Consider the following 21785-nt stretch of genomic DNA (forward strand, 5'->3'; position numbering starts at 1 on the left):
GTGCTCCTCTGTAGCGAATGAACATTAAGCTTAGGAAAGATTAGGCCTTTCAGCCAGCAGGTAAAAAAAAAGCCGGCAACAAGGCCGGCGTAGGTCGAATCAACTGTACTATGCAGTTATTCAAAAAAAGGAAGTAAGACAATATGGAGCGCAACGCCCATCGCTTGACGTTGCATTCACCTGCGGGAGAGAGTTTGCGTCAGTTGCCTCCGGCAGGTATTGATGTCGATCAGCTTTACTTCTGTTAAGCCCTCTGTCACTAAGGCAATTCACAGGCTTTGTCTGTCAAAGCCAACGCCGCTTACGTAAATATCCCGCCACGCCTAACGCCAGTATGACCAGTAAAATACAGAACACGCTGAAGCCGTAGCGCCATCCGCCGCCGGGAATGCCGCCCAGGTTGACACCAAACAGCCCGGTTAAAAAGGTAGCGGGCAGAAAAATCATCGCCATCAGCGACATCGTATAGGTGCGGCGATTCATGGATTCGGCCATTACCGAGGCGACTTCATCGGCCAGCACGGCCGTTCTGGCTACGCCCGCGTCCAGATCGTCCAGGCCGCGCCCCAGCCGGTCGGCAATCTCCTGCATGCGGCGGCGCTCACTGTCGTCCATCCAGGGCAGTTTTTCACTGGCGAGCCGGGCAAAAACATCACGCTGTGGAGCCATGTAACGGCGCATCACAATCAGCTGTTTGCGCAGCAGGCCCAGTTCACCCCGCGGGGGAATGCGTTGGTCCAGTAAGGCATCTTCGAGTTCAATGATTTTGTCATGCAGATCTTCGATAAATTCGCTGGTGTGACCGGTTAACGCATCGCAGACCTCGACCAGCCAGCTGCCACAGTTGACCGGGCCGTTACCGTTTTCGAGATCCGTCAGCACTTCATCCACGGCAAACACTTTACGTCGCCGGGTGGACACAATGAGCTGATCGTTAATAAACACCCGCATTGCCACTAACTGGTCAGGGCGCGCATCGCTGTTATGGTTCACGCTGCGCAGGACAATCATAAAACCGTCCCCCAACCGGGACACGCGAGGCCGCATGCTTTCACCGGCCAGCGCATCACGCACGGCATCCGGGATCTGAGGCGTGGATTGCAGCCATTCAGCGCTGCGGGGATGGGTATAATTGAGATGCAGCCAGCAGGGATGCTCATCGTGCAGCACCTGGGTTTCATCAATCGGTATCATGCCGCCCTTCCCATCCAACTGGCAGGAAATGATGGCATCTGTTACCTGAAGCGATTTTCCTTTCACACCGTCCACACCGTTACCCCGCTATCAAAATCAATACGATACAGTCTAGCGTGGCGGTGTTGAGTTGCAATCCTGAGCCTGTGTACAAAGATGTCAGAAGGCGGCCCGAGGCAGGCCGCCTTAGATCAGTGTTTCTCAATCCACAGTTCACGGCTGTAGGCGACATCTTCCGGGTTGGTGATCGGATAGCCTTTCACCCACGGCTTGATCAGGCGGCCATTGGTGTACTGGTAAATGGGCGCGATGGGGGCCTGTTCCGCAATGATTTGTTCGGCCCGGTTGTAATCTGCATTGCGGGCCTGGTCACTGGTTTCCATGCTCGCCTTAGCGATCACGGCATCATATTCGGCATTTTTGAAGCGCGGAATATTACTGCTGTTGCCGGATGTCAGCAGAGTTAAAAAGGTCGACGGCTCATTGTAGTCCCCCACCCAGGAGGCGCGGATGACGTTAAAGCGTCCAGAGTTTCGGCTGTCGATGTAGGTTTTCCACTCCTGATTTTCCAGCTTCACGTCCACGCCAAGATTCTTCTTCCACATGGATGCAACCGCAATGGCAATCTTCTGGTGGCTTTCAGACGTGTTATACAACAGCGTCAGCTTCAGGGGTTTCGCCGGCCCGTATCCTGCCGCCGCCAGCAACGCTCTGGCCTGCGCGTCCATCTCTTGTTGATTATGCTGTTGCTGCAAGGCAGGCAGCGGTGTAAATCCGGCGGTCACATCTGGTGTAAAGTGCCAGGCCGGTTTTTCACCCGTGCCCAAGACTTTGTCCGCGATAACCTGGCGATCGATACTCCATGACAGCGCTTTGCGTACGCGCGCATCGGCCGTAGGGCCCTGCTGCGTATTAAACGCGTAATAGTAGGTTCCGAGTTGATCCGGCGTATAAACCTGCCCCGGCAGCGTCTTTTTCAGCAGGGCATACATGTTTTTAGGAAACGATTCGGTAATGTCCACATCGCCCGCGCGGTAGCGCTTGGTGGCGCTGGATTCTTCGTTGATGGGCAAAAAGGTCACTTTAGTTAACACGGCGTGCGCGTTATCCCAGTAGCGCGGATTACGCACCAGTACGATTTTTTCGTTAACCACTCGGCTGTCAAGTTGGTAAGCGCCGTTTCCGACCAGCTTGCCGGGCTGTGTCCACTGATCGCCCTCTTTCTCAATCACGCGTTGCGGGACGGGATAGAAAGCCACATTAGACACCATGGCCGGAAACCAGGGCACCGGGCGCGAGAGCGTCACTTTCAGGCGGTGTTTATCCAGCGCGGTGACGCCCAGTTTGTCCGGTGTTGTCGTCCCTTTAGTGATAGCGTCCGCCTCACTTAAACCACTGAGCGCGACAAAAGAGGCCTGAGACGAACTGGTTTTAGGATCCACTACGCGCTGCCAGCTGTAGACAAAATCCTGTGCAGTGACGGGCTCGCCATCAGACCAGCGTGCATTATTGCGCAGGGTGAAAATCCAGACTTTGTTATCACTGCTGCTCCAGCTTTGTGCCACGCCCGGCACAATTTTCCCGTGAGCATCCTGGCTGGTGAGCCCTTCGTAGAGATCGCGCATCACCTGGATTTCGGGCAGTCCCACGGCTTTAGCCGGGTCAAGTGACGCAGGCTCATCTTTGATGTGACGGACAATCTCTTGTTTTGCGGCGAGCTGCGCGCCTGCGGGCACCTCTGCGGCAAAAACGGGTAAGGTGGCGCTAAGCAGACTCAGGGCGGTTAGCGTTGGAGAAAAGCGAATAATCATGTTCACCCCTTTACGATAAAGAAGTGCTGCATCAGCGTCTCACTGAGTCAGCCTGTTACCGGCCACTTTATCGCAAATTGCTGATTGATAAATAGCTATTTTCCCCCGGCGGCTTTTCCGCTACTTTTAAGGAAACCCTCTGGAGAATGTCACTATGCCGTCAATGCATCCCCGCTCACAGCGCGGAAAACTGGCTATTTCCTGGCAGCAATACGGGCGTTCCGTTCTGGGTGCCCCGCTGCTCTGGTTTCCCGCCAATCAGACTGACAGCAACAGTGGACTGATTCTGGCTGGCACGCACGGTGATGAAAACGCCGCGATTGCGGCCCTTTCTGCGGCGCTGCGCACCCTGCCTGACGGCCTGCGCCGTCATCACGTTGTTCTGGCGGTCAATCCCGATGGCTGCCAGCTGGGGCTGCGGGCGAATGCTAATGGCGTTGACCTGAACCGTAACTTCCCGGCGGCTAACTGGCAGTCAGGTGAAACGGTGTACCGCTGGAACAGCGCGGCAGACGCGCGGGATGTGACGCTTTCGACAGGGGCACATCCCGCCTCAGAGCCGGAAACCCAGGCATTATGCAGCCTGATTCATCAACTAAAACCGGCCTGGGTGGTTTCCTGGCATGAGCCGCTGGCCTGTATCGACGATCCGCATCACGCCGAGGTCGGTGCTTGGCTGGCCGCGCAGACGGGTTTGCCGCGCGTCAGCAGCGTGGGCTATGCCACGCCCGGCTCCTTTGGCAGTTGGTGTCACGACCTGAGTCTGCCGTGCGTGACCGCAGAGATGCCCGTCATTGCGGTAGATGAGGCGACGGAAACGTGGCTGGAGGTGATGGTTAATCTGCTGCGCTGGCAGCCGTGATTAATGCTCCGTTCTGTACCTTCAGGGCGGGCTCGACATCGACAGCCAGCCAGGTGGCACCATCCAAATCGGCAAAGCGCACCATAGGTACCAGCGGCAAGGCGGCGCGAATCGCCCGGGACGTACAGATCATGCAGCCCAACATCAGCGTAAAGCCCTGATCGCGCGCAGCCTGTGCCAGCGCCAGCGCTTCCGTCAGCCCACCGGCTTTATCAAGCTTGATATTCACCATGTCGTAGCGCCCATGCAGCGCGGGCAGGCTTTCCCGCGTGTGGCAACTTTCATCGGCACAGATGGGTAAAGGGTGAATAAAATTTGCCAGCGCCTCGTCTTCTCCAGCCGGTAACGGCTGTTCCAGCATAGCGATTTCCAGATCGGCTAACAGCTGGCAGCGTGCCGCCAGGCCTTCAGCGTGCCATGACTCATTCGCATCCACGATTAACGTGGCGTCGGGCACCGCCGCACGGATCGCCATCAGGCGCTCGGTGATAAAGTTGTTGTCCATTTTAATTTTGAGCAGCGTTGCGCCATGCTGCCACAGTGCCTGGGCACTGCTGGCCATCGCCTCTGGTGTATCAATGCTGACCGTTTGTGCGGTGATCACTGACGCGATCGGTGCAATGCCGACGACCTGCTCCAGCGTGCGGTGCTGCTGCCGGGCGGCCAGATCCCACAGCGCGCAGTCAATGGCGTTCCGGGCGGCCCCTGCGGGCAACAGCGTTTGCAGTGCCTCGCGGGTCAGGCCCTGCTGAAGCTGGGGCATCACCGTCGCGATGTGCTCCAGCACCAGCGCTTCGCTTTCGCCATAGCGCGTATAGGGCGTGGCTTCTCCCGTGCCTTTTACTCCGTTTTCTTCAATTTCCACCACCACGACTTTGGCTTCAGTGCGGCTGCCGCGCGCGATGACAAACGGCGTATGCAACGGCCAGGCTTCGGGATAACATTTTACCGTCCTCATTAGCGCTCCTTGTTGTCAGCGATTCATCACTGTCATTTAAATTCAGGCAACAATTACACTCGTAAACCCTTAAAATTTATGTCATAAACAAAGGCTATATCTGTACTGATGCCCTATTTTTTTGTCAGATAACATCATTAGAAGGAATTCGTATGTCTCAGACTGTTCACTTTCAGGGCAACCCGGTAGCGGTTGCTGGCCAGTTTCCGCAGCCCGGCGATAGCGCTAAACCTTTTACGCTGGTGGCCAAAAACCTCGCGAATGTCTCACTCTCTGAGTATGCAGGAAAACGCAAGATTCTGAATATTTTTCCCAGCGTCGATACTGGCGTGTGTGCGTCTTCGGTACGTAAATTTAACCAACTGGCGGGCGAACTGAATAATACCGTGGTGTTATGCATTTCAGCCGATCTGCCGTTTGCTCAGTCGCGCTTTTGCGGCGCAGATAACCTGAATAACGTGGTCACGCTGTCCACGCTGCGCGGTGGCGAGTTCAAACAGGATTATGGGGTGGAAATTGCTGACGGTGCCCTGCAGGGCCTGACCGCGCGTGCCGTCATCGTGCTGGATGAGCATGACAACGTGCTGTACAGCCAGCTGGTGAATGAGATCACCACCGAGCCGGATTATGATGCTGCGCTTGCCGCACTGAAATAAGACGGGACACAGCGGATAAGCGCCCGCTTATCCGCTGTGTTGTTATTCGCCGTCGCTGTCCCCGCGTTTCTGCCCTAACCCGTATTCCCGCAACTTATTGGCAATCGCCGTGTGCGAAACGCCAAGCCGTTTTGCCAGTTTTCGCGTACTGGGATAAGAAAGATACAAACGCGTGAGGATGGAACGTTCAAAGCGACGGGTAATCTGATCCAGCGTCCCTTCCATCGCCTCTTCTCCCAGCGACACATCAAGCGCCTGTTCCGGCAGTACGATGTCCTGAGGGCGCAATTCGTGGCCTTCGAGCTGGGTCAGCGCCCGATACAGCGCGTTTTTCAACTGACGCACATTGCCCGGCCAGTTGTAACGCACCAGAAACGCGTTGAGCTGCGAAGAAAGGCGTGGTCGGGGAATCCCCTGTTCATCGGCAAAACGCGCCACAAACATTTCCGTCAGCGGCATGATGTCCTGCACACGCTCGCGCAGCGGCGGCAGGTTAAGCGTCAGGACGTTAAGGCGATAGAACAAGTCTTCCCGGAACTCGCCACGCTGCACCAGTTCGAATAAATTCTTCTGCGTGGCGCAAATGACGCGCACGTTGACATGCACTTCATGCTCTTCCCCGACGCGACGGAAGGTGCCGTCATTCAGGAAGCGCAGCAGCTTGGTCTGCATCGTGGGCGACATTTCGCCAATTTCATCCAGCAGCACCGAGCCGCCATTGGCCTGTTCGAAAAAGCCCTTTTTGCCTTCCAGCGCATTGGGATACGCGCCCGCCGCGTGACCAAACAGCTCACTTTCCGCCACATCATCGGGAAGTGAAGCGCAGTTAAGTGCCAGAAACGGCATTTTTCCACGCGCACTGCGTAAATGGCAGGCACGGGCCAGCATATCTTTACCGGTGCCGGTATCACCAATAATCAGTAATGGGGCATCATGCATCGCCAGTTTACGTGCCTGCTCCACCACCTGACGCATTTTGGGCGTCACGGCGACGATATGATCGAACTCCGTTTCGTCCGTCACCACCAGGTTTTGTAACTGACGCCCCATCCTGGCGGTGGACTTCAGCATTACCATCGCACCTACCAGCTGATCCTGCTGTTCGCTGTCGGCAGACAGATAGATGGGATGGGCTTCCATCAGAAAATCGCGCCCTTCAATGACCACATGCTGCGCCTGCGCCTGGACACGTTCGCTTTCCAGCCAGCGGCCAAAATTAAAACCGTTGATCAGGTGGTCGGCATTCACATTGCGGATCTTGTTCTCATCCAGATTAAACAGGTTTTGCGCGGCCGGATTGGCCAGTTCTACCTTGCTTCTGAGATCAACAGAAAAAACCGGCTCGGGCATGGCAACCAGCAAGGCGCTCAGTACCCGATGCTCCCGCTCTGAAGGCATATAGGGCACCGTGCGAACATCCGTTACGCCCGGCGTGCGACGGATTTCTGCCATCAGGTTACTGAACTGCTCAAACTCAAGCGTGGAGAAATTAAGATAGATGCGGCCTGATGAGGCCACTTCGATGCCGCGAAGATCGATTCCGCGCGCCACCAAAAGATCCAGTAATTCGCGCGCCAGGCCGATTCGGTCCTGACAAAACACTTCTAAACGCATTGCGTGGGCCTTATCCGTTTATTATCCGGCGATAATACGCTAAACCCCTACGCCGCAGAAAGGGGGCTGTCAGGAAAAGTTGACAGCCTTTATGCAAGCGCGTTTTTTTAAACGGCAGGCTGCGGCGATGGCGGGAGAGCCCTGACGGTGACATTCGCTCAACGTTGTCAGGAGATAAAGCACAGAAGGCACAGCATCTGCACTCACGTTTCAGTGCACAACCGTTACTGGCGTTTCTCTCCGCCCCTCTGCAGCGCTTCTTTTATCTGGCCGATCAATTCACGACGGTAGTCGCCCAGGCGGGGTTTGTCGTTTTCCAGCCAGGGTAACGGCCGACACAGCTCCATGGCTTTAATGCCAAGACGCGCGGTCAGCAGGCCTGCGCCAATGCCCTGCGCGGCACGGGCGGACAGGCGCGCCGCGATATCCTGCGACATCCAGTCCATGCCCACTTCACGCACCAGCTCAGACGCGCCGGCAAATGCCATATTCAGCAGCACCAGCCGGAACAGGCGCAGTCGGCTAAAGTAGCCCAGTTCAATACCGTAAATAGCGGCAATACGGTTGACCAGCCTGATATTGCGCCAGGCAATAAAGGCCATATCGACCAGCGCCAGCGGACTCACCGCAATCATCAGGGCGGATTCTGCGGCATGACGACTGATTTCCCGCCGGGCCTGCCGATCGAGCACCGGCTGCACCAGTTGGGCATACAACCGCACGGTTTCACCGTCATTATGGGTTTCATGGAGCGAAGCATGCCAGCGTTGTAACGCAGGATGCGCCTGATCGAGTTCGGCCTGGCGAGCCAGTTTTTCGCAAAAATCCCGCCCTTTACCCACGCTTTGGCTGTTAAGCAGTTCCCGACCCAGATCGCGCTCTTCTGCACGCTGACGCAGCTGATACAGTCGTCGCCACTCGCGGGTTAACGCGCCGACACCCGCGGCCACGATCAGTCCCCCGGCCATCCCGCTGCCCAGCGCAAACCAGTCGTGCGCCAGCCAGGCGTTGTGGCTCCACTGCACGCCCTGCGCCACGATGCTGATCCCAAACAGGCCCAGCCCGGCACCGACCATGTTGCGCCACAAACTGCGTTTGGGTTTCAGGGCCGCTTCGACGGCGCGCTCCCCTGCGCTTTCCTCTTCCACCGCCGTCTCGCTTTCTGCAACGGCTAAAAACGCGTTCCGGGCTTCCGCGTCGAAGGTTTGCGCCGGACGCAACACGTCATTCGGCTTGTCGTTCAGCGGCGTGGCAAAATCAATACGCGGCTTTAACGGATCGCTCATCGCAATTTATCTCCCAGTAAAAACTCCAGTGCCGCATCCATGCGGATGTGCGGCAGAGGACGATCGATATCCAGTTGCTGTGGGCGAAACTGCTCAAACTGAAAACCCTGTTGTTGCCAGAACGCCGCCCCCGGCAGGCGCGGGGGAACTTCGCCCGGATAGACCGTCAGTGCCTCGCCATCCGCTAAGCGGTGCCCGCGCAATGCGGGGATTTTTTCACCCTGATGATCAACCTGTCCACTCTGTGTCGCCTGTACCGAAGCCAGACCAGTACAGTCCATGCTGATACCTTCAAACGCGGCATTTTGCCAGGCATCCTGCACCAGTTGCTGTAACAGGGACACCATATTGCCGTGCTGGTCGTGAGTAATGTGATCGGCTTTGGTGGCGGCGAACAGCAGCTTATCGATCACCGGCGAAAAGAGACGGCGAAACAGCGTGCGCTGACCGTAGTGAAAACTCTGCATAAGCTGCGTAAGGGCTAACCGCATATCGTTAAAGGCCTGCGGGCCGCTGTTAAGCGGTTGCAGGCAGTCCACCAGCACAATCTGGCGGTCAAAGCGTACGAAATGGTTTTTATAGAATCCTTTAACAACATGCTGGCAGTAGTAATGAAACCGCTGTTGCAGCATGGCGAAATTGCTGCCTTTGTCCACCTGCGCCAGTTTCGCCGCCTGGGCATCGTCAGCGGTAGGCCACGGAAAAAACTGGAGTGCGGGCGCGCCCGCCATATCGCCGGGCAGCACGAAGCGGCCTGGCTGGATAAAGTGTAATCCTTCGGCTTTGCAGCGATGCAGGTAGTCAGTCCAGGCCTCGGCAATGTCGGCTAAACGGTTCTCGTCAGCCGGTGCCAGCGGATCGAGGCGCTGACACAGGTCGCGCCAGGGTTGCGCCCACAGGGCGCGATCGCCCTGCAACAAGCCGTTCATCTGGCGTGACCAGGTCAGGTAATCCTGTGCCAGCATTGGCAGATCAAGCAACCATTCGCCGGGGTAATCAACGATTTCAAGATAGAGCGTGGCGGTCTCTTTCAGATGACGCAGCAGCGAGTCATGCGGACGGTAACGTAACGCCAGGCGCATTTCACTTACGCCACGCGTGGGCGTGGGCCAGGCAGGTGGTGAACCGTAAAGCTGCGCCAGCCCTTCATCATAGGTGAAACGGGCCGTGCCCATGTCACGTTGCGGCACGCGTTTCACCCCTAACAGGCGTTCATCACGCACAACGGAAAACAGCGGCAAACGAGCGCCGCTGTGGACAGAAAGAAGTTGGTTGACCAGCGAGGTGATAAAAGCTGTTTTACCACTGCGGCTGAGACCGGTGACCGCCAGGCGAAGGTGGCGGTCGACGCCGCGATTCATTAATGCTATCAGTTCAGTTTGCAGTCTTTTCATCGTTTTCCCTGATGAAGCGCGACGCTACCCGGTTCATCACGCGTTTCAATAGCGGCTCAAGCGCCAGGCCAAGCAAAATGCGCAGTGGACGGCGCGCGACCGATTTGACGGCCCAGCCGGTCACACCGGCAGGCCCGTAAGTAACAGCATTGATAATGATGAATCTGGCGGCTGACTTCAATGCAGGTGTGGCACGATGGCGAAACGTTGCTGCGCGCGAAACGGTCATGAATACCTCCCGGTCATCAGCAGACGGGCCGGTCTGGCCCGTAGCAGACGATAATTAAATCTGACGGAAACGACTGCGCACACTAAACGTTTCAGAGGTGACGTAACGTTCTATGTCGCGAACATTACGCTCATCCTGTTGCAGCGCGGTTTCCAGTTGGTCAAGCAGTTCGCTGGCTGTGGGCTGAGCTTCACCGTTGTCCACGCCAGCAGGTTTTACGTCCAGCACAAAACCCAGCGCAAAGTAGGCGATCACGGTAAACACAAACAGCCCAAAGAACAGCGATAACATCACAATGATACGCAGCAGCCGCACCGGCACATCCAGATACTCAGCCAGCCCGGCACAGACGCCCATCAGCTTTCCTTCGTCAGGCTTACGCCATAATTTACGGCCTCTTATCATGGCTGCCTCCAGTTAGGATGTTCTGCATCCAGGATCGCTTCTAACGCATCAATGCGTTCGCGCATGCGCTGAGCATCCCGGGTCACCTGTTGCAGACGCTGCATCTGACTCTGTGACAGCTCCGCTCCGCCGCTGCGCTTGTTACTGTAGTGTAACCACAGCCAGACGGGGGCCACGAACAGCACAAATATTGTAAGAGGTATCGCCAAAAATAGTGCGCTCATTGACTCTCCTTAATCCTTTCCTACTGTCAGCGGCGGTTTATTCGCTGCGGTTCATTTTGGCTTTCAGCGCATTCAGTTGCTGACTGATTTCGTCATCGGCTTTCAGCTCAGTAAACTGCTGATCCAGGGTTTTAGGTTTACCAAAACCGTGGCTCTCCGCTTCCGCTTCCATATGATCGATTCGGCGTTCAAACGATTCGAAACGCGCCATGGCTTCATCAATTTTACCACTGTCCAGCTGACGGCGGACATCACGGGATGACGAGGCGGCCTGATGGCGCAGCGTCAACGCCTGCTGGCGCGCGCGGGTTTCGCTCAGTTTTTTCTCCAGCTCAGCAATCTCACCTTTCATGCGCGTCAGCGTTTCGTCAACCTGTTCGACTTCGCGTTTGAGCGAGGCGATCAGATCGGTCAGCTTCTGTTTTTCGATAAGCGCAGAACGGGCCAGATCTTCTTTATCTTTGCGAATCGCCAGTTCTGCTTTTTCCTGCCATTCAGCCTGCTGTAGCTCAGCCTGCTCGATACGGCGTGACAGCTGTTTCTTTTCGGCCAGCGCGCGGGCTGACGTCGAACGCACCTCGACCAGCGTATCTTCCATCTCCTGAATCATCAGGCGCACCAGTTTCTGCGGATCCTCTGCGCGTTCCAGCAGTGAATTGATGTTGGCATTAACGATGTCAGCGAAACGAGAAAAAATACCCATAATGATGCTCCTCTTGATGGTCATAGTTTTAGCTTGCTGGTGAGGACTAATTCAAGATGCGTGCCAATTTTTATCTTATTGATTTTAATTACGATAATAAGCTGGCAGTTTTTTTTGCCTGACCTAATATAGTTAAATTGATTAATCAGTGGCGAAATTCATCATGTCTGTGAACAACGACAATTTGCTGGGCGAATCAAATAACTTTCTGGAAGTGCTGGAGCAGGTGTCTAAGCTCGCGCCGCTGGAGAAGCCTGTGCTGGTGGTGGGCGAACGCGGGACAGGTAAGGAGCTGATTGCCAGCCGTCTGCACTACCTTTCTGACCGCTGGCAGGGCCCTTTTGTCTCTCTTAACTGTGCGGCGCTGAACGAGAATCTGCTTGATTCTGAGCTTTTTGGCCATGAGGCAGGTGCCTTTACCGGTGCGCAAAAACGTCATCTGGGCCGCTTTGAGCGCGCGGATGGTGGCACCTTGTTTCTTGATGAACTGGCGACAGCCCCCATGCTGGTTCAGGAAAAACTGTTGCGGGTAATTGAATACGGCCAACTGGAACGCGTGGGCGGAAACCATGTTTTTCAGGTTAATGTGCGTCTGATCTGCGCCACCAATGAAGATTTACCCGCGCTGGCCGAAGCCGGTAAGTTTCGGGCCGATCTGCTGGATCGCCTGGCCTTTGATGTGGTGCAGTTGCCGCCGCTTCGGGAGCGCCGCAGCGACATTCTGGTCATGGCTGACCATTTTGCCATACAGATGTGTCGGGAGCTCAAACTGCCGTTGTTTCCCGGCTTTACGCCCCGCGCACAGCAAACCTTGCTTGAGCATCACTGGCCGGGCAACGTGCGCGAGCTGAAAAACGTGGTTGAACGATCCGTCTATCGCCATAACACCAGCGATACCGCGCTGGATGAAATCATCATTAACCCGTTTGCCCGCCGCAGTGAAGCCGCAGACAGGGCCGCGCCCTTGCCTGCTACCGAGTCGCCAACCGCCCTGCCTTCACTTCCGCTTGATCTGCGCCAGTGGCAGAATCAGCAGGAACGTGACGTGGTGGAAATCAGCCTGCAACAGGCAAAGTATAATCAGCGCCGCGCGGCCAGCTTACTGGGCGTCACCTATCATCAACTCCGTGCCATCATGAAAAAACACGCTATTCAGGCGCGCGACGGACAACATTAGCGGGCTTTTATATACGTACAGAAGCTGACAACGTGCCGGGGCATGCTGTAATGCATTCAGGCGGGTAAAAAAAGGGCCCGCCGAAGCGGGCAACTGGAAGCAATGTGAGCAATGTCGTGCTCTTCTTCGGTAGAGCCCCGTCGAAGTGCAACTGAATAATAATCATTCCTGTTTGCATCTGTAAAGTGTTATTGAGAATTTTTCTCATCTCCACACCAACGCTGCGCCTTTTTGCCCGGGTCGTTTACACCTGCTGTACGAATCGTCGGCAATCGATGACGCAGAGTTGGGACCACGCGCGCTTTGCGATACACTTTGCCCAATGCCCGAGAATCGTTGAGTTCTATGTTAAAACTAATGCCTTCGCTGTTGCTGAGTCTCAGCGTGTTGAGCGCACCTGTGTGGTCCGCGCCCGCACCTGCCACGGATATTCGTCAAAGCGGCTTTGTCTATTGCGTCAACGGGACGCTAAATACGTTTAACCCGCAGATGGCCAGTAGTGGTTTAACGGTGGACACACTGGCGGCGCAGCTCTATGACCGCCTGCTTGATGTCGATCCCTATACCTATCGTTTACAGGCTGACCTGGCCGACAGCTGGGATGTACGTGATAACGGCGCGACCTATCGCTTTCACTTGCGTCACGGTGTGCAGTTTCAGCACACCTCAAACTTTACGCCTACCCGCACGATGAATGCCGACGATGTGGTCTTTAGCTTTGCGCGCATGTTTGACCGTAAACATCCCTGGCATGACGTTAATGGCGGCTATTATCCCTATTTCGACAGCCTGCAGTTCGCTGACGCCGTGCAGAGCGTGAAAAAGATCGATAACTATACGGTCGAAATTCGCCTGAACAGCCCTGATGCGTCGTTTCTCTGGCACATGGCAACCCACTATGCGCCCATCCTCTCGAAGGAATACGCAGACAGCCTGGACAAAACAGGTCATCAGGAAACGCTGGATCGGTTACCTGTGGGCACCGGCCCGTTTCAGCTGAGTGAATACCGCAGTGGGCAATATATTCGCCTGGCCCGCAATCCCTACTACTGGAAAGGCGTACCGCGCCTGCAACAGGTGGTGATTGATCTTGGCGCGGGCGGCACCGGCCGGTTATCGAAACTGCTGACCGGTGAGTGCGATGTGCTGGCCTATCCTGCCGCCAGCCAGATTTCCATTCTGCGCGACGATCCCCGGCTACGTATGACGTTGCGGCCCGGTATGAACATCGCCTATCTGGCCTTCAACACGCGAAAACCCCCGCTCGACAGACCGGAAGTGCGTCACGCGCTGGCGCTGGCCATTAATAATGAACGCCTGATGGAGTCGATTTATTACGGCACGGCAGAAACTGCGGCCTCGATTTTGCCGCGTGCCTCCTGGGCTTACGATACGGATGCCAGCATCACCGCCTACGATCCGAAAAAGGCCAGGGCTGCGCTGGAAGCGGCGGGCGTGACCGATCTTCACCTGCGTCTGGTGGTGCCTGCCGCCTCGCAGTCCTGGAACCCCGCGCCGTTGAAAACGGCAGAACTGATTCAGGCCGATCTGGCACAAATTGGCGTTAACGTCACTATCGTGCCGGTTGAAGGCCGTTTTCAGGAAGCACAGTTGATGGCGATGAACCACGACCTGACCCTGGCAGGCTGGGCAACCGACAGTAACGATCCTGACAGTTTCTTTCGTCCCCTGCTGAGCTGCGCGGCGATTGCCTCACAGACCAACTATGCGCACTGGTGCTCGCCTGCGTTTGACAGCACGCTGAAAAATGCTCTGCTGTCGCAACAGCTGTCCGGACGCATTGAGAGCTATGATAAAGCCCAGCAAATTTTAGCTCAGGAACTGCCCGTCCTGCCGCTGGCTTCATCCTTGCGCCTGCAAGCCTACCGGCATGATATTAAAGGCCTGGTACTGAGTCCGTTTGGTAACGCTTCCTTTGCTGGCGTTTATCGTGATGAGCGGGAGGATCGATAAGTGATCATTTATATTTTGCGTCGGCTGGTGTTACTGGTGATTACGCTGTTTTTTCTCTCGCTGGTGAGTTTCAGCCTGAGCTACTTCACACCGAATGCCCCGCTCGAAGGCGCCTCACTGTTCGATGCCTGGTGGTTTTGGTTTAAAGGCATGCTGCAACTGGATTTTGGTGTATCCAGCACCAATGGTCAGGAAATTGGCCTGCAACTGCGCGAGGTCTTTCCGGCCACCATGGAGCTGTGCCTGATGGCCTTTACGCTTGCCTTAATCGTCGGCATTCCGCTGGGGATTTGTGCGGGTGCCCTGCGTCATAAATGGCAGGACAAAGTTATCAGCGCGTTTGCCTTGCTGGGATTTTCGATCCCGGTCTTCTGGCTCGCCCTGCTGTTTACCCTGTTTTTCTCGTTAACGCTGGGCTGGCTGCCGGTTTCCGGTCGCTATGATCTGCTCTATCCGGTCCAGAACATAACCGGTTTTGCTTTAATCGATGCCTGGCTCAGCCCTTCACCGTGGCGGCATGAAATGATGATCAGCGTGCTGATGCACCTGATTTTACCGGTGACCGTGCTGGCGATGGCCCCGACCACTGAGATTGTGCGTTTACTGCGCATCAGCACCAGCGATGTCGTCGATAAAAACTATGTTAAAGCTGCGGCGACCCGCGGGCTCTCGCGCTTTACCGTTATTCGCCGTCATGTGCTGCATAACGCCCTTCCGCCTGTCATTCCGCGCCTGGGTTTACAGTTCTCCAGCATGTTAACGCTGGCGATGATTACGGAGATGGTTTTTAACTGGCCTGGCCTGGGGCGCTGGCTGATTAACGCCATCCGTCAGCAGGACTATGCGGCCATCTCAGCAGGCGTAATGGTGACCGGTGGACTGGTGATTGTGGTGAATGTGCTCGCTGACATCGTCGGTGCGGCGCTGAATCCGCTGAAACATAAGGAATGGTATGCCGTCCGATAACATCTACGCCGAAAAACGCCTGCCCAGTGCGTTTCGCCAGAGCTGGCACCATTTTTATGGCGATATGCCGGCGATGATTGGCCTGTACGGCTTTGGCGCGCTGCTGCTACTGTGTCTGTTCGGCCATTTTCTGGCCCCTTACAACATCGACCAGCAATTTCTGGGTTATCAACTGCTACCGCCCTCCTGGTCGCGCTACGGTGAGGTTTCCTTTTTTCTCGGGACGGACGATCTGGGGCGTGATTTACTGAGCCGCCTGCTGAATGGCGTGGCCCCCACGGTTGGATCGGCCATTCTCGTCACGCTGTTTGCCACCTTCTGGGCGCTGGTGCTGGGGATTGTGGCGGGCATGACGCACGGTGTGCGTTCTGCGGTGCTGAATCATGTCCTGGATACGCTGCTGTCCATTCCCTCACTCTTGCTGGCCATTATCGTAGTGGCGTTTCTGGGGCCGCGCTTGGAGCACGCATTACTGGCCGTGTGGCTGGCGCTGATGCCGCGCCTGGTGCGCGAAATCTACAGCGCCGTTCATGACGAACTGGAAAAAGAGTATGTGATTGCGGCTCGCCTGGATGGCGCCACCAGCATCAATATTTTGTGGCACGCCATTTTGCCTAACGTTTTGCCTATGCTGATCAGTGAAATTACGCGCGCGCTGTCGATGGCTATTCTCGATATCGCCGCACTGGGTTTTCTTGACCTCGGCGCGCAGTTGCCCTCGCCTGAGTGGGGTGCGATGCTGGGTGATTCGCTGGAGCTGGTGTATGTTGCGCCCTGGACTGTCATGCTTCCCGGTGCCGCGCTGATGGTCAGCGTGTTAATGGTTAATCTGCTCGGTGACGGCATTCGTCGGGCCGTCGAGGCAGGAGTGGAATAATGCCGTTACTGGATATTCGTAATCTGACGATTGAATTTATGACCGCTGACGGGCCGGTCAAAGCGGTAGACCGCATCAATTTATCACTGACTGAAGGCGAAATTCGCGGTCTGGTGGGTGAGTCGGGCTCGGGCAAAAGTCTGGTTGCCAAGGCGATTTGTGGCGTGACCAACGACAACTGGCGCGTCACCGCAGACCGTATGGTCTTTGATGACGTGGATTTGCTGCGTTTGTCGCCGCGTGAGCGTCGCCGCATCGTAGGTCACAATGTGTCGATGATTTTCCAGGAACCGCAGTCCTGTCTTGATCCCTCGGAAAGTGTCGGCCGTCAGCTGATGCAGGCGATTCCGCGCTGGACGTACAAAGGACCGTGGATGAAGCGCTTTTGGTTCTGGCGAAAAAACCGCGCCATCGAGCTGCTGCACCGCGTCGGTATTAAAGATCACAAAGACATCATGCGCAGCTTTCCCTACGAACTCACCGAGGGCGAGTGTCAGAAAGTGATGATTGCCATCGCACTGGCGAATCAGCCGCGCCTGCTGATTGCCGACGAGCCGACCAACGCCATGGAGCCGACGACGCAGGCGCAGATCTTTCGCCTGTTGAGCCGTCTGAATCAGAACAACAACACCACGATTCTGCTGATCAGCCATGACCTGCGTACCCTGAGTCACTGGGCTGACAGGATCAACGTTATGTACTGCGGACAAACCGTGGAAACGGCGCAGAGTGAAGACCTGATGACCACGCCGCACCATCCGTATACCCAGGCGCTGATTCGTGCGATGCCAGACTTTGGCCGACCGCTTCCACACAAGAGCCGCCTGAATACCTTATCCGGCGCGATTCCATCGCTCGAAAGCCTGCCCATTGGCTGCCGTCTTGGGCCGCGCTGCCCGTATGCACAGCGTAAATGTGTGGAAACGCCACGGCTGACGGGCTCCCGTTCGCATCTCTATGCCTGCCATTTTCCGCTCAACGTGGAGGGCCAATAGCATGGAAACGCTACTGGAAGTGCGCAATCTCAGCAAAACGTTTCGTTATCGTACCGGTCTGTTTCGCCGTCAGCATGTCGAGGCGGTGAAGTCCGTGAGCTTCACGCTGCGGGAGAAGCAGACGCTGGCGATCATCGGCGAAAATGGCTCCGGCAAATCAACGCTGGCAAAAATGCTCAGCGGCACCGTTGCCCCAACGGAGGGGGAAATCATTATTGACGATCATGCGCTGAGCTTTGGGGATTATGGCTACCGTAGCCAGCGCATCCGTATGATTTTCCAGGATCCTTCTACGTCGCTTAATCCCCGGCAGCGCGTCAGTCAGATTCTGGAGCTGCCGCTGCGCCTGAATACCGATCTTGACGCCGAGGCGCGCGAGAAACGCATCATTGGCACGCTGCGTCAGGTGGGATTACTGCGCGACCATGCCGGTTATTATCCGCATATGCTGGCACCAGGCCAAAAACAGCGTCTGGGCCTGGCGCGGGCATTAATTCTGCAACCCAAAGTGATTATTGCTGATGAAGCGCTAGCCTCACTGGATATGACCATGCGCTCACAGTTGGTCAACCTGATGCTGGAGCTGCAGGAAAAACACGGCATCGCCTACATCTACGTGACGCAACATTTAGGGATGATGAAGCATATCAGCGACAAAGTGTTGGTCATGCATCAGGGCGAAGTCGTGGAACGCGGCGGGACGGCCGACGTGCTGGCTTCTCCGCTGCATGATCTGACCAAACGTCTGATCAACAGCCATTTCGGCGAAGCGTTAACGGCCGAAGCGTGGCGACGCGAGCGTTGATTTTTCGGGGTTTTGTGGAAAACTGTGCGCAGTTTTCCTGATTTAAGGCAGACGTGCTAGAATCCGCACGTCGATTAACGTCGGTCGTCTATTATTTAAACAACGCGACCGCCAACTACCATGACCATAAGGATTACAGCTATGGGTTTTCTTTCCGGTAAGCGCATTCTGATTACTGGTGTTGCCAGTAAACTTTCCATCGCCTACGGTATTGCACAGGCGATGCACAAACAGGGCGCAGAACTGGCTTTCACCTACCAAAACGACAAACTGAAAGGTCGTGTGGAAGAGTTCGCCAAAGATTTGGGTTCTGACATCGTACTGCCATGTGATGTTGCAGAAGATGAAAGCATCCAGTCCCTGTTCGCTGAGCTGGCAAAAACCTGGCCGAAATTTGACGGTTTCGTTCACTCAATTGGTTTTGCCCCAGGCGACCAGCTGGATGGCGATTACGTGAATGCCGTAACCCGCGAAGGTTTCAAAATTGCGCACGACATCAGTGCCTACAGCTTTGTTGCCATGGCAAAAGAGTGCCGTGCGATGCTGAACCCCAACTCAGCGCTGCTGACGCTGTCCTACCTGGGTGCAGAGCGCGCTATCCCTAACTACAACGTAATGGGCCTGGCAAAAGCGTCTCTGGAAGCAAACGTACGTTACATGGCCAATGCCATGGGACCAGAAGGCGTGCGTGTGAACGCCGTTTCTGCCGGTCCAATCCGTACGCTGGCGGCTTCAGGCATCAAAGATTTCCGTAAGATGCTGGCTCACTGTGAAGCGGTAACCCCGATTCGCCGTACCGTGACCATCGAAGACGTGGGTAACTCTGCGGCCTTCCTGTGTTCCGATCTGGCGGGTGGTATCACCGGCGAAATCGTTCACGTCGACGGCGGTTTCAGCATCGCCGCGATGAACGAACTGGAACTAAAATAAGTTTCCTCATGGGCGAGCGCTGCTCGCCCTGTCCTTCCCCGCCTGCGCCCTCGTTATTCCTTATTGCTATTAATTATCACCGATCGGTCTTTTGCCGTGCCCTGCCCGTGGGCGAGGATAAGTCAGCCCTGCGGCCTGCGACCGGTTCACTGACTCTGTCCCGCATGTGCCGCATCAGATTTTGCAAAAGGACTGATGATGCAACAACGCCGCTATACTGGCCAGGATCACTGGTTTTACGAGAGCCAGACCTGTCCGCGTACCGTTCCGGCTGCCCCGCTTTTTCCTGAAGCAGCGCATATCGACGATCGGTTCTTGTTGGGGTTAGCGCAGGAAACCTCTTCTGTTCAGCCGTTATTGCAGGCCGGACAACCCGCCATTCAGATTGCTCATGAGATTGTTGACCTGCTGTTTCCCGACCAGGTTGACGTTACGCTGACCCATACGCTGACGCTTTACGATCGGTTAAGCAGCGCGCTGACCGTGGCGCAGGTTACGGGCATTCAGCGGCTCTGCAATCACTACTCTGCAAGACTCAATCCTCTGCCTGGTCCTGACTCGTCGCGCGAGAGCAATAACCGCCTGACACAAATTACCCAGTACGCCCGACTGCTGGCCATGCAACCCACTCTGATTACTGCCGACAGTGTGCGCGCCCTTCACGCCGCAGGTCTGAGCGAAGCCGATATTGTCACGCTTAATCAGTTGGTCGGCTTTGTCTGTTACCAGGCACGCGTGATCGCCGGTATTCATGCTCTGCTGAACATGCCGGTACGCTGGATCCCCGGCATGTCACCTGCACCGGATGCGCCAGCCACCGATGCCCCCGGCGTCTGGCAGCCAGTCCTGAAACCGCTTGAGCCCCGCTATGCCAGCGAGGCGCAGCATAAGGCTGTGGCGCAATGCCAGACATCGTCTGCGCCAGAGGACGCCCTCTGGTTGCTGGCGCACGCACCGGCGTTATTAGAGCATTGGTACAGGTTGAATCATCAGGAGGAGACGGTCTTCACCGCCCGGGTTGAGGCTACAGCGGCCAGCCTGCTGGGAAATCGCTGGCGTCCACCTTCGTTAACGCCCTGTAGCGGCCAGGCTGGCACCGTTGATAATGCTAACCTGACCGACGCTGACCGGGCGGTCAGCGCGTTAACCGCCCTGCTGACCCGCCAGCCAGAACGTTTTTGCGCCGCCGATCTCCAGCCATTGCAAGAATCCGGCTGGTACGTTGCCGATCAGTTCGCGCTTATCCAGGCCATCGCGCGGGCAAACTGGAACAGCCGTTTATTTTATGCCTGTGGTGAGGCGCGCTAAAGATCCAGATGACTGCGCGCTTCGTCATAGAAGTGCTGTGCCAGCGGCGTTGCCCGACCCGGTTCAGCGACCACCAGGGCCGCCTGGCGCGCCATCTTTGGCATTATGACAGGTCGCTGTTCCAGTCCGTGTAAAGACGCGGGCAGCAGATGACCGCGTGGCGAAACCAGTACGCCCAACCCGACCTGCGTACACTGCAGCAGTTGCATAATGGAGGCGCTTTCTACCACCACGCGCGGCATCAGCGACATCTCCCGCAGCGCCATATCCAGATAGCGACGAAAATAGCGCGTGGGTTCAGCCAGACACAGCGGCTGACGGGCCAGCGTTGGCAGATCCAGGCTTTCAACCTCGCCTAAGTGCTGAAAATGTCCGGGATGAAACACCGCTTCAACGCCACGGTCCGCCAGCAACGCGGCCTGAAAATGCAGTTCACGCAGCGTCGCCATTTCAAAAAAACCAATCCCGACATCGACCGTATGACTGTTCAGTGCCTCCAGCAACTGGTCGGCGCTCAGGACGGCAATACGGTAATCGAGTTGTGGATAGCGCACCTGAACCGCTTTGAGCAGCTGGGCCAGCGACACGCTGCACTGCGGTACCACACCCAGCCGCAATGTGCCGTTAACGCCGTGTTTCAGTGACTCGACTTCCAGCTTCAGCCCCTGATAAACGGAGACGATTTCCCGCGCCCAGGCCAGCACCCGATCCCCTTCTGGCGTGAATCCGGCAAAGTTATTGCTGCGGTTGATCAGGGATAACCCCAGTTCGCGTTCCAGATTTTTTAACCGCATTGATAAGGTAGGCTGGCTGACAAAACTCGCCTCAGCGGCACGGCCAAAATGGCGTTCGCGTTCGAGGTTGCAGAGGTAGATGAGTTGCTTAATGTCGATTTTTTGTGCCCGCCATAACGTCGCTCAGTTGAACGTCTATTATGTGCCGAGGGCGCAACAGAATGCCAGTCAGTGTACGTTCAGGACTCTGGCACAGGCAGAGTGCAGTAATACAGCCCGAGTGTCCGGCTGACAGGAGATACTTTTGGGGGCGAGACGAAAGGCGTAATGGGCGCGCAACAGGCCGGACTCTTTCAGGTCAGGCTGGCAGAATTATTATTTTTTATGGTGTTTTCCCTGGTGTTGCCCGTTGTTACTTCGTTGGATAAGGCCAGGCGTGATCAATGCCCGTTGACGACAGTACGCCCGTCGCCAGTAAATAGATCACGACAAGTGTGAAAACAACAATTGCCGATATTTCAACGACTTTAACTAACCTGTTTTTCGCCATAAATAACCCCGTGTTAATTGCGTGTATTGCACTTTCCACCTCTTACCATAGAGTGTTACCGGTAAAATTCAAGCACAGATCACAAAATGAAACATAAAGCATTGCTTATATTTTGTGTTAATCGTGAACGTGA

The 21785-nt window shown here is 55.9% G+C and carries 22 protein-coding genes; 10 read left to right on the plus strand and 12 right to left on the minus strand.

Translation table 11 applies throughout. The annotated features are described in order from the left end of the window. Nucleotides 1-285 precede the first annotated feature (285 nt). Both zntB and RAC65_RS02425 read right to left on the minus strand, forming a co-directional pair. Complete coding sequence (gene zntB, locus RAC65_RS02420; protein WP_006119281.1) at nucleotides 286-1269, minus strand: zinc transporter ZntB; 984 nt, start codon at nucleotides 1267-1269, stop codon at nucleotides 286-288. A 116-nt stretch (nucleotides 1270-1385) separates the two neighbouring features. After that, entirely contained in the window at nucleotides 1386-3005 is a 1620-nt protein-coding gene (locus RAC65_RS02425; RefSeq protein ID WP_375096321.1) for an ABC transporter substrate-binding protein, read from the minus strand. Between the two features lie 154 nt (nucleotides 3006-3159). Between RAC65_RS02425 and mpaA the strand changes: the two genes are divergently transcribed. Further along, the gene (mpaA, locus tag RAC65_RS02430) at nucleotides 3160-3867 is read left to right on the plus strand and encodes a murein tripeptide amidase MpaA (RefSeq protein WP_039340227.1); all 708 of its coding nucleotides are present in this window, start codon (nucleotides 3160-3162) and stop codon (nucleotides 3865-3867) included. Here mpaA and ycjG read toward each other — a convergent pair. After that, on the minus strand, nucleotides 3842-4825 hold the full coding sequence (ycjG, locus tag RAC65_RS02435; RefSeq protein ID WP_058701846.1) for an L-Ala-D/L-Glu epimerase: 984 nt from the start codon (nucleotides 4823-4825) through the stop codon (nucleotides 3842-3844). The genes mpaA and ycjG overlap by 26 nt on opposite strands. A gap of 152 nt (nucleotides 4826-4977) precedes the next feature. Between ycjG and tpx the strand changes: the two genes are divergently transcribed. Continuing rightward, on the plus strand, nucleotides 4978-5481 hold the full coding sequence (gene tpx / locus RAC65_RS02440) for a thiol peroxidase (protein WP_006119290.1): 504 nt from the start codon (nucleotides 4978-4980) through the stop codon (nucleotides 5479-5481). Between the two features lie 42 nt (nucleotides 5482-5523). Here the strand turns inward: tpx and tyrR are convergent, their stop codons facing one another. From tyrR to pspA, 7 genes are all read right to left on the minus strand, one after another. Further along, nucleotides 5524-7095 (minus strand): transcriptional regulator TyrR, encoded by a 1572-nt coding sequence (tyrR, locus tag RAC65_RS02445; RefSeq protein ID WP_058701845.1) that lies wholly within the window; start codon nucleotides 7093-7095, stop codon nucleotides 5524-5526. A 224-nt stretch (nucleotides 7096-7319) separates the two neighbouring features. Then, entirely contained in the window at nucleotides 7320-8381 is a 1062-nt protein-coding gene (locus tag RAC65_RS02450) for a YcjF family protein (RefSeq protein ID WP_033741789.1), read from the minus strand. Then, nucleotides 8378-9775: a YcjX family protein gene (locus RAC65_RS02455; RefSeq protein WP_375096322.1), complete on the minus strand. Its 1398-nt coding sequence runs from the start codon at nucleotides 9773-9775 to the stop codon at nucleotides 8378-8380. The genes RAC65_RS02450 and RAC65_RS02455 overlap by 4 nt, the downstream gene beginning before the upstream one ends. Continuing rightward, nucleotides 9756-10004, minus strand: a complete 249-nt coding sequence (gene pspD / locus RAC65_RS02460) for a phage shock protein PspD (protein ID WP_006119296.1) — start codon at nucleotides 10002-10004, stop codon at nucleotides 9756-9758. Before pspD ends, RAC65_RS02455 begins: the two co-directional genes overlap by 20 nt. Before the next feature lie 54 nt (nucleotides 10005-10058). Next, nucleotides 10059-10409: an envelope stress response membrane protein PspC gene (gene pspC / locus RAC65_RS02465; RefSeq protein ID WP_033741792.1), complete on the minus strand. Its 351-nt coding sequence runs from the start codon at nucleotides 10407-10409 to the stop codon at nucleotides 10059-10061. Next, complete coding sequence (gene pspB / locus RAC65_RS02470) at nucleotides 10406-10633, minus strand: envelope stress response membrane protein PspB (protein ID WP_006119299.1); 228 nt, start codon at nucleotides 10631-10633, stop codon at nucleotides 10406-10408. Before pspB ends, pspC begins: the two co-directional genes overlap by 4 nt. Before the next feature lie 37 nt (nucleotides 10634-10670). Next, nucleotides 10671-11336 carry a phage shock protein PspA gene (pspA, locus tag RAC65_RS02475; protein WP_006119300.1) on the minus strand — a complete coding sequence of 222 codons (666 nt, stop codon included), beginning with the start codon at nucleotides 11334-11336 and terminating at the stop codon, nucleotides 10671-10673. A 163-nt stretch (nucleotides 11337-11499) separates the two neighbouring features. Here pspA and pspF point away from each other — a divergent pair, with 163 nt between their 5' ends. From pspF to RAC65_RS02515, 8 genes are all read left to right on the plus strand, one after another. Then, a complete protein-coding gene (gene pspF / locus RAC65_RS02480; protein WP_283786549.1) occupies nucleotides 11500-12513 on the plus strand; it encodes a phage shock protein operon transcriptional activator in 1014 nt (337 codons plus the stop codon). 345 nt (nucleotides 12514-12858) lie between these two features. Then, nucleotides 12859-14487 (plus strand): ABC transporter substrate-binding protein SapA, encoded by a 1629-nt coding sequence (gene sapA, locus RAC65_RS02485; protein WP_283786547.1) that lies wholly within the window; start codon nucleotides 12859-12861, stop codon nucleotides 14485-14487. Continuing rightward, nucleotides 14488-15453 (plus strand): putrescine export ABC transporter permease SapB, encoded by a 966-nt coding sequence (gene sapB, locus RAC65_RS02490; RefSeq protein WP_039340214.1) that lies wholly within the window; start codon nucleotides 14488-14490, stop codon nucleotides 15451-15453. Further along, entirely contained in the window at nucleotides 15440-16330 is an 891-nt protein-coding gene (gene sapC, locus RAC65_RS02495; protein WP_164481992.1) for a putrescine export ABC transporter permease SapC, read from the plus strand. The genes sapB and sapC overlap by 14 nt, the downstream gene beginning before the upstream one ends. Next, complete coding sequence (sapD, locus tag RAC65_RS02500) at nucleotides 16330-17325, plus strand: putrescine export ABC transporter ATP-binding protein SapD (protein WP_006119309.1); 996 nt, start codon at nucleotides 16330-16332, stop codon at nucleotides 17323-17325. The genes sapC and sapD overlap by 1 nt, the downstream gene beginning before the upstream one ends. 1 nt (nucleotide 17326) lies before the next feature. Beyond that, entirely contained in the window at nucleotides 17327-18130 is an 804-nt protein-coding gene (sapF, locus tag RAC65_RS02505; protein ID WP_039340210.1) for a putrescine export ABC transporter ATP-binding protein SapF, read from the plus strand. 141 nt (nucleotides 18131-18271) lie between these two features. After that, entirely contained in the window at nucleotides 18272-19060 is a 789-nt protein-coding gene (gene fabI / locus RAC65_RS02510; protein WP_006119311.1) for an enoyl-ACP reductase FabI, read from the plus strand. A 198-nt stretch (nucleotides 19061-19258) separates the two neighbouring features. Further along, complete coding sequence (locus tag RAC65_RS02515; RefSeq protein ID WP_283788878.1) at nucleotides 19259-20368, plus strand: CMD domain-containing protein; 1110 nt, start codon at nucleotides 19259-19261, stop codon at nucleotides 20366-20368. Here the strand turns inward: RAC65_RS02515 and RAC65_RS02520 are convergent. Continuing rightward, nucleotides 20365-21261 carry a LysR family transcriptional regulator gene (locus RAC65_RS02520; RefSeq protein WP_033741802.1) on the minus strand — a complete coding sequence of 299 codons (897 nt, stop codon included), beginning with the start codon at nucleotides 21259-21261 and terminating at the stop codon, nucleotides 20365-20367. The two genes, RAC65_RS02515 and RAC65_RS02520, sit on opposite strands and share 4 nt — an antisense overlap. 253 nt (nucleotides 21262-21514) lie before the next feature. Continuing rightward, the gene (locus RAC65_RS02525; protein WP_162835482.1) at nucleotides 21515-21652 is read right to left on the minus strand and encodes a hypothetical protein; all 138 of its coding nucleotides are present in this window, start codon (nucleotides 21650-21652) and stop codon (nucleotides 21515-21517) included. Nucleotides 21653-21785 lie beyond the last annotated feature (133 nt).

Origin of the sequence: Pantoea sp. BS_8, assembly GCF_041954965.1 — a bacterium.
GTDB lineage: Bacteria > Pseudomonadota > Gammaproteobacteria > Enterobacterales > Enterobacteriaceae > Pantoea > Pantoea stewartii.

Excerpts from the sequence above, each read along its gene's own strand:
- pspB (WP_006119299.1), bottom strand. The coding sequence starts at position 10,633 with ATGAGCGCACTATTTTTGGCGATACCTCTTACAATATTTGTGCTGTTC.
- RAC65_RS02450 (WP_033741789.1), bottom strand. The coding sequence starts at position 8,381 with ATGAGCGATCCGTTAAAGCCGCGTATTGATTTTGCCACGCCGCTGAAC.
- sapF (WP_039340210.1), top strand. The coding sequence starts at position 17,327 with ATGGAAACGCTACTGGAAGTGCGCAATCTCAGCAAAACGTTTCGTTAT.
- RAC65_RS02455 (WP_375096322.1), bottom strand. The coding sequence starts at position 9,775 with ATGAAAAGACTGCAAACTGAACTGATAGCATTAATGAATCGCGGCGTC.
- pspC (WP_033741792.1), bottom strand. The coding sequence starts at position 10,409 with ATGATAAGAGGCCGTAAATTATGGCGTAAGCCTGACGAAGGAAAGCTG.
- sapD (WP_006119309.1), top strand. The coding sequence starts at position 16,330 with ATGCCGTTACTGGATATTCGTAATCTGACGATTGAATTTATGACCGCT.
- sapA (WP_283786547.1), top strand. The coding sequence starts at position 12,859 with ATGTTAAAACTAATGCCTTCGCTGTTGCTGAGTCTCAGCGTGTTGAGC.
- pspA (WP_006119300.1), bottom strand. The coding sequence starts at position 11,336 with ATGGGTATTTTTTCTCGTTTCGCTGACATCGTTAATGCCAACATCAAT.
- tpx (WP_006119290.1), top strand. The coding sequence starts at position 4,978 with ATGTCTCAGACTGTTCACTTTCAGGGCAACCCGGTAGCGGTTGCTGGC.
- tyrR (WP_058701845.1), bottom strand. The coding sequence starts at position 7,095 with ATGCGTTTAGAAGTGTTTTGTCAGGACCGAATCGGCCTGGCGCGCGAA.
- RAC65_RS02425 (WP_375096321.1), bottom strand. The coding sequence starts at position 3,005 with ATGATTATTCGCTTTTCTCCAACGCTAACCGCCCTGAGTCTGCTTAGC.
- fabI (WP_006119311.1), top strand. The coding sequence starts at position 18,272 with ATGGGTTTTCTTTCCGGTAAGCGCATTCTGATTACTGGTGTTGCCAGT.
- pspD (WP_006119296.1), bottom strand. The coding sequence starts at position 10,004 with ATGACCGTTTCGCGCGCAGCAACGTTTCGCCATCGTGCCACACCTGCA.
- sapC (WP_164481992.1), top strand. The coding sequence starts at position 15,440 with ATGCCGTCCGATAACATCTACGCCGAAAAACGCCTGCCCAGTGCGTTT.
- RAC65_RS02525 (WP_162835482.1), bottom strand. The coding sequence starts at position 21,652 with ATGGCGAAAAACAGGTTAGTTAAAGTCGTTGAAATATCGGCAATTGTT.
- pspF (WP_283786549.1), top strand. The coding sequence starts at position 11,500 with ATGTCTGTGAACAACGACAATTTGCTGGGCGAATCAAATAACTTTCTG.
- ycjG (WP_058701846.1), bottom strand. The coding sequence starts at position 4,825 with ATGAGGACGGTAAAATGTTATCCCGAAGCCTGGCCGTTGCATACGCCG.
- RAC65_RS02515 (WP_283788878.1), top strand. The coding sequence starts at position 19,259 with ATGCAACAACGCCGCTATACTGGCCAGGATCACTGGTTTTACGAGAGC.
- mpaA (WP_039340227.1), top strand. The coding sequence starts at position 3,160 with ATGCCGTCAATGCATCCCCGCTCACAGCGCGGAAAACTGGCTATTTCC.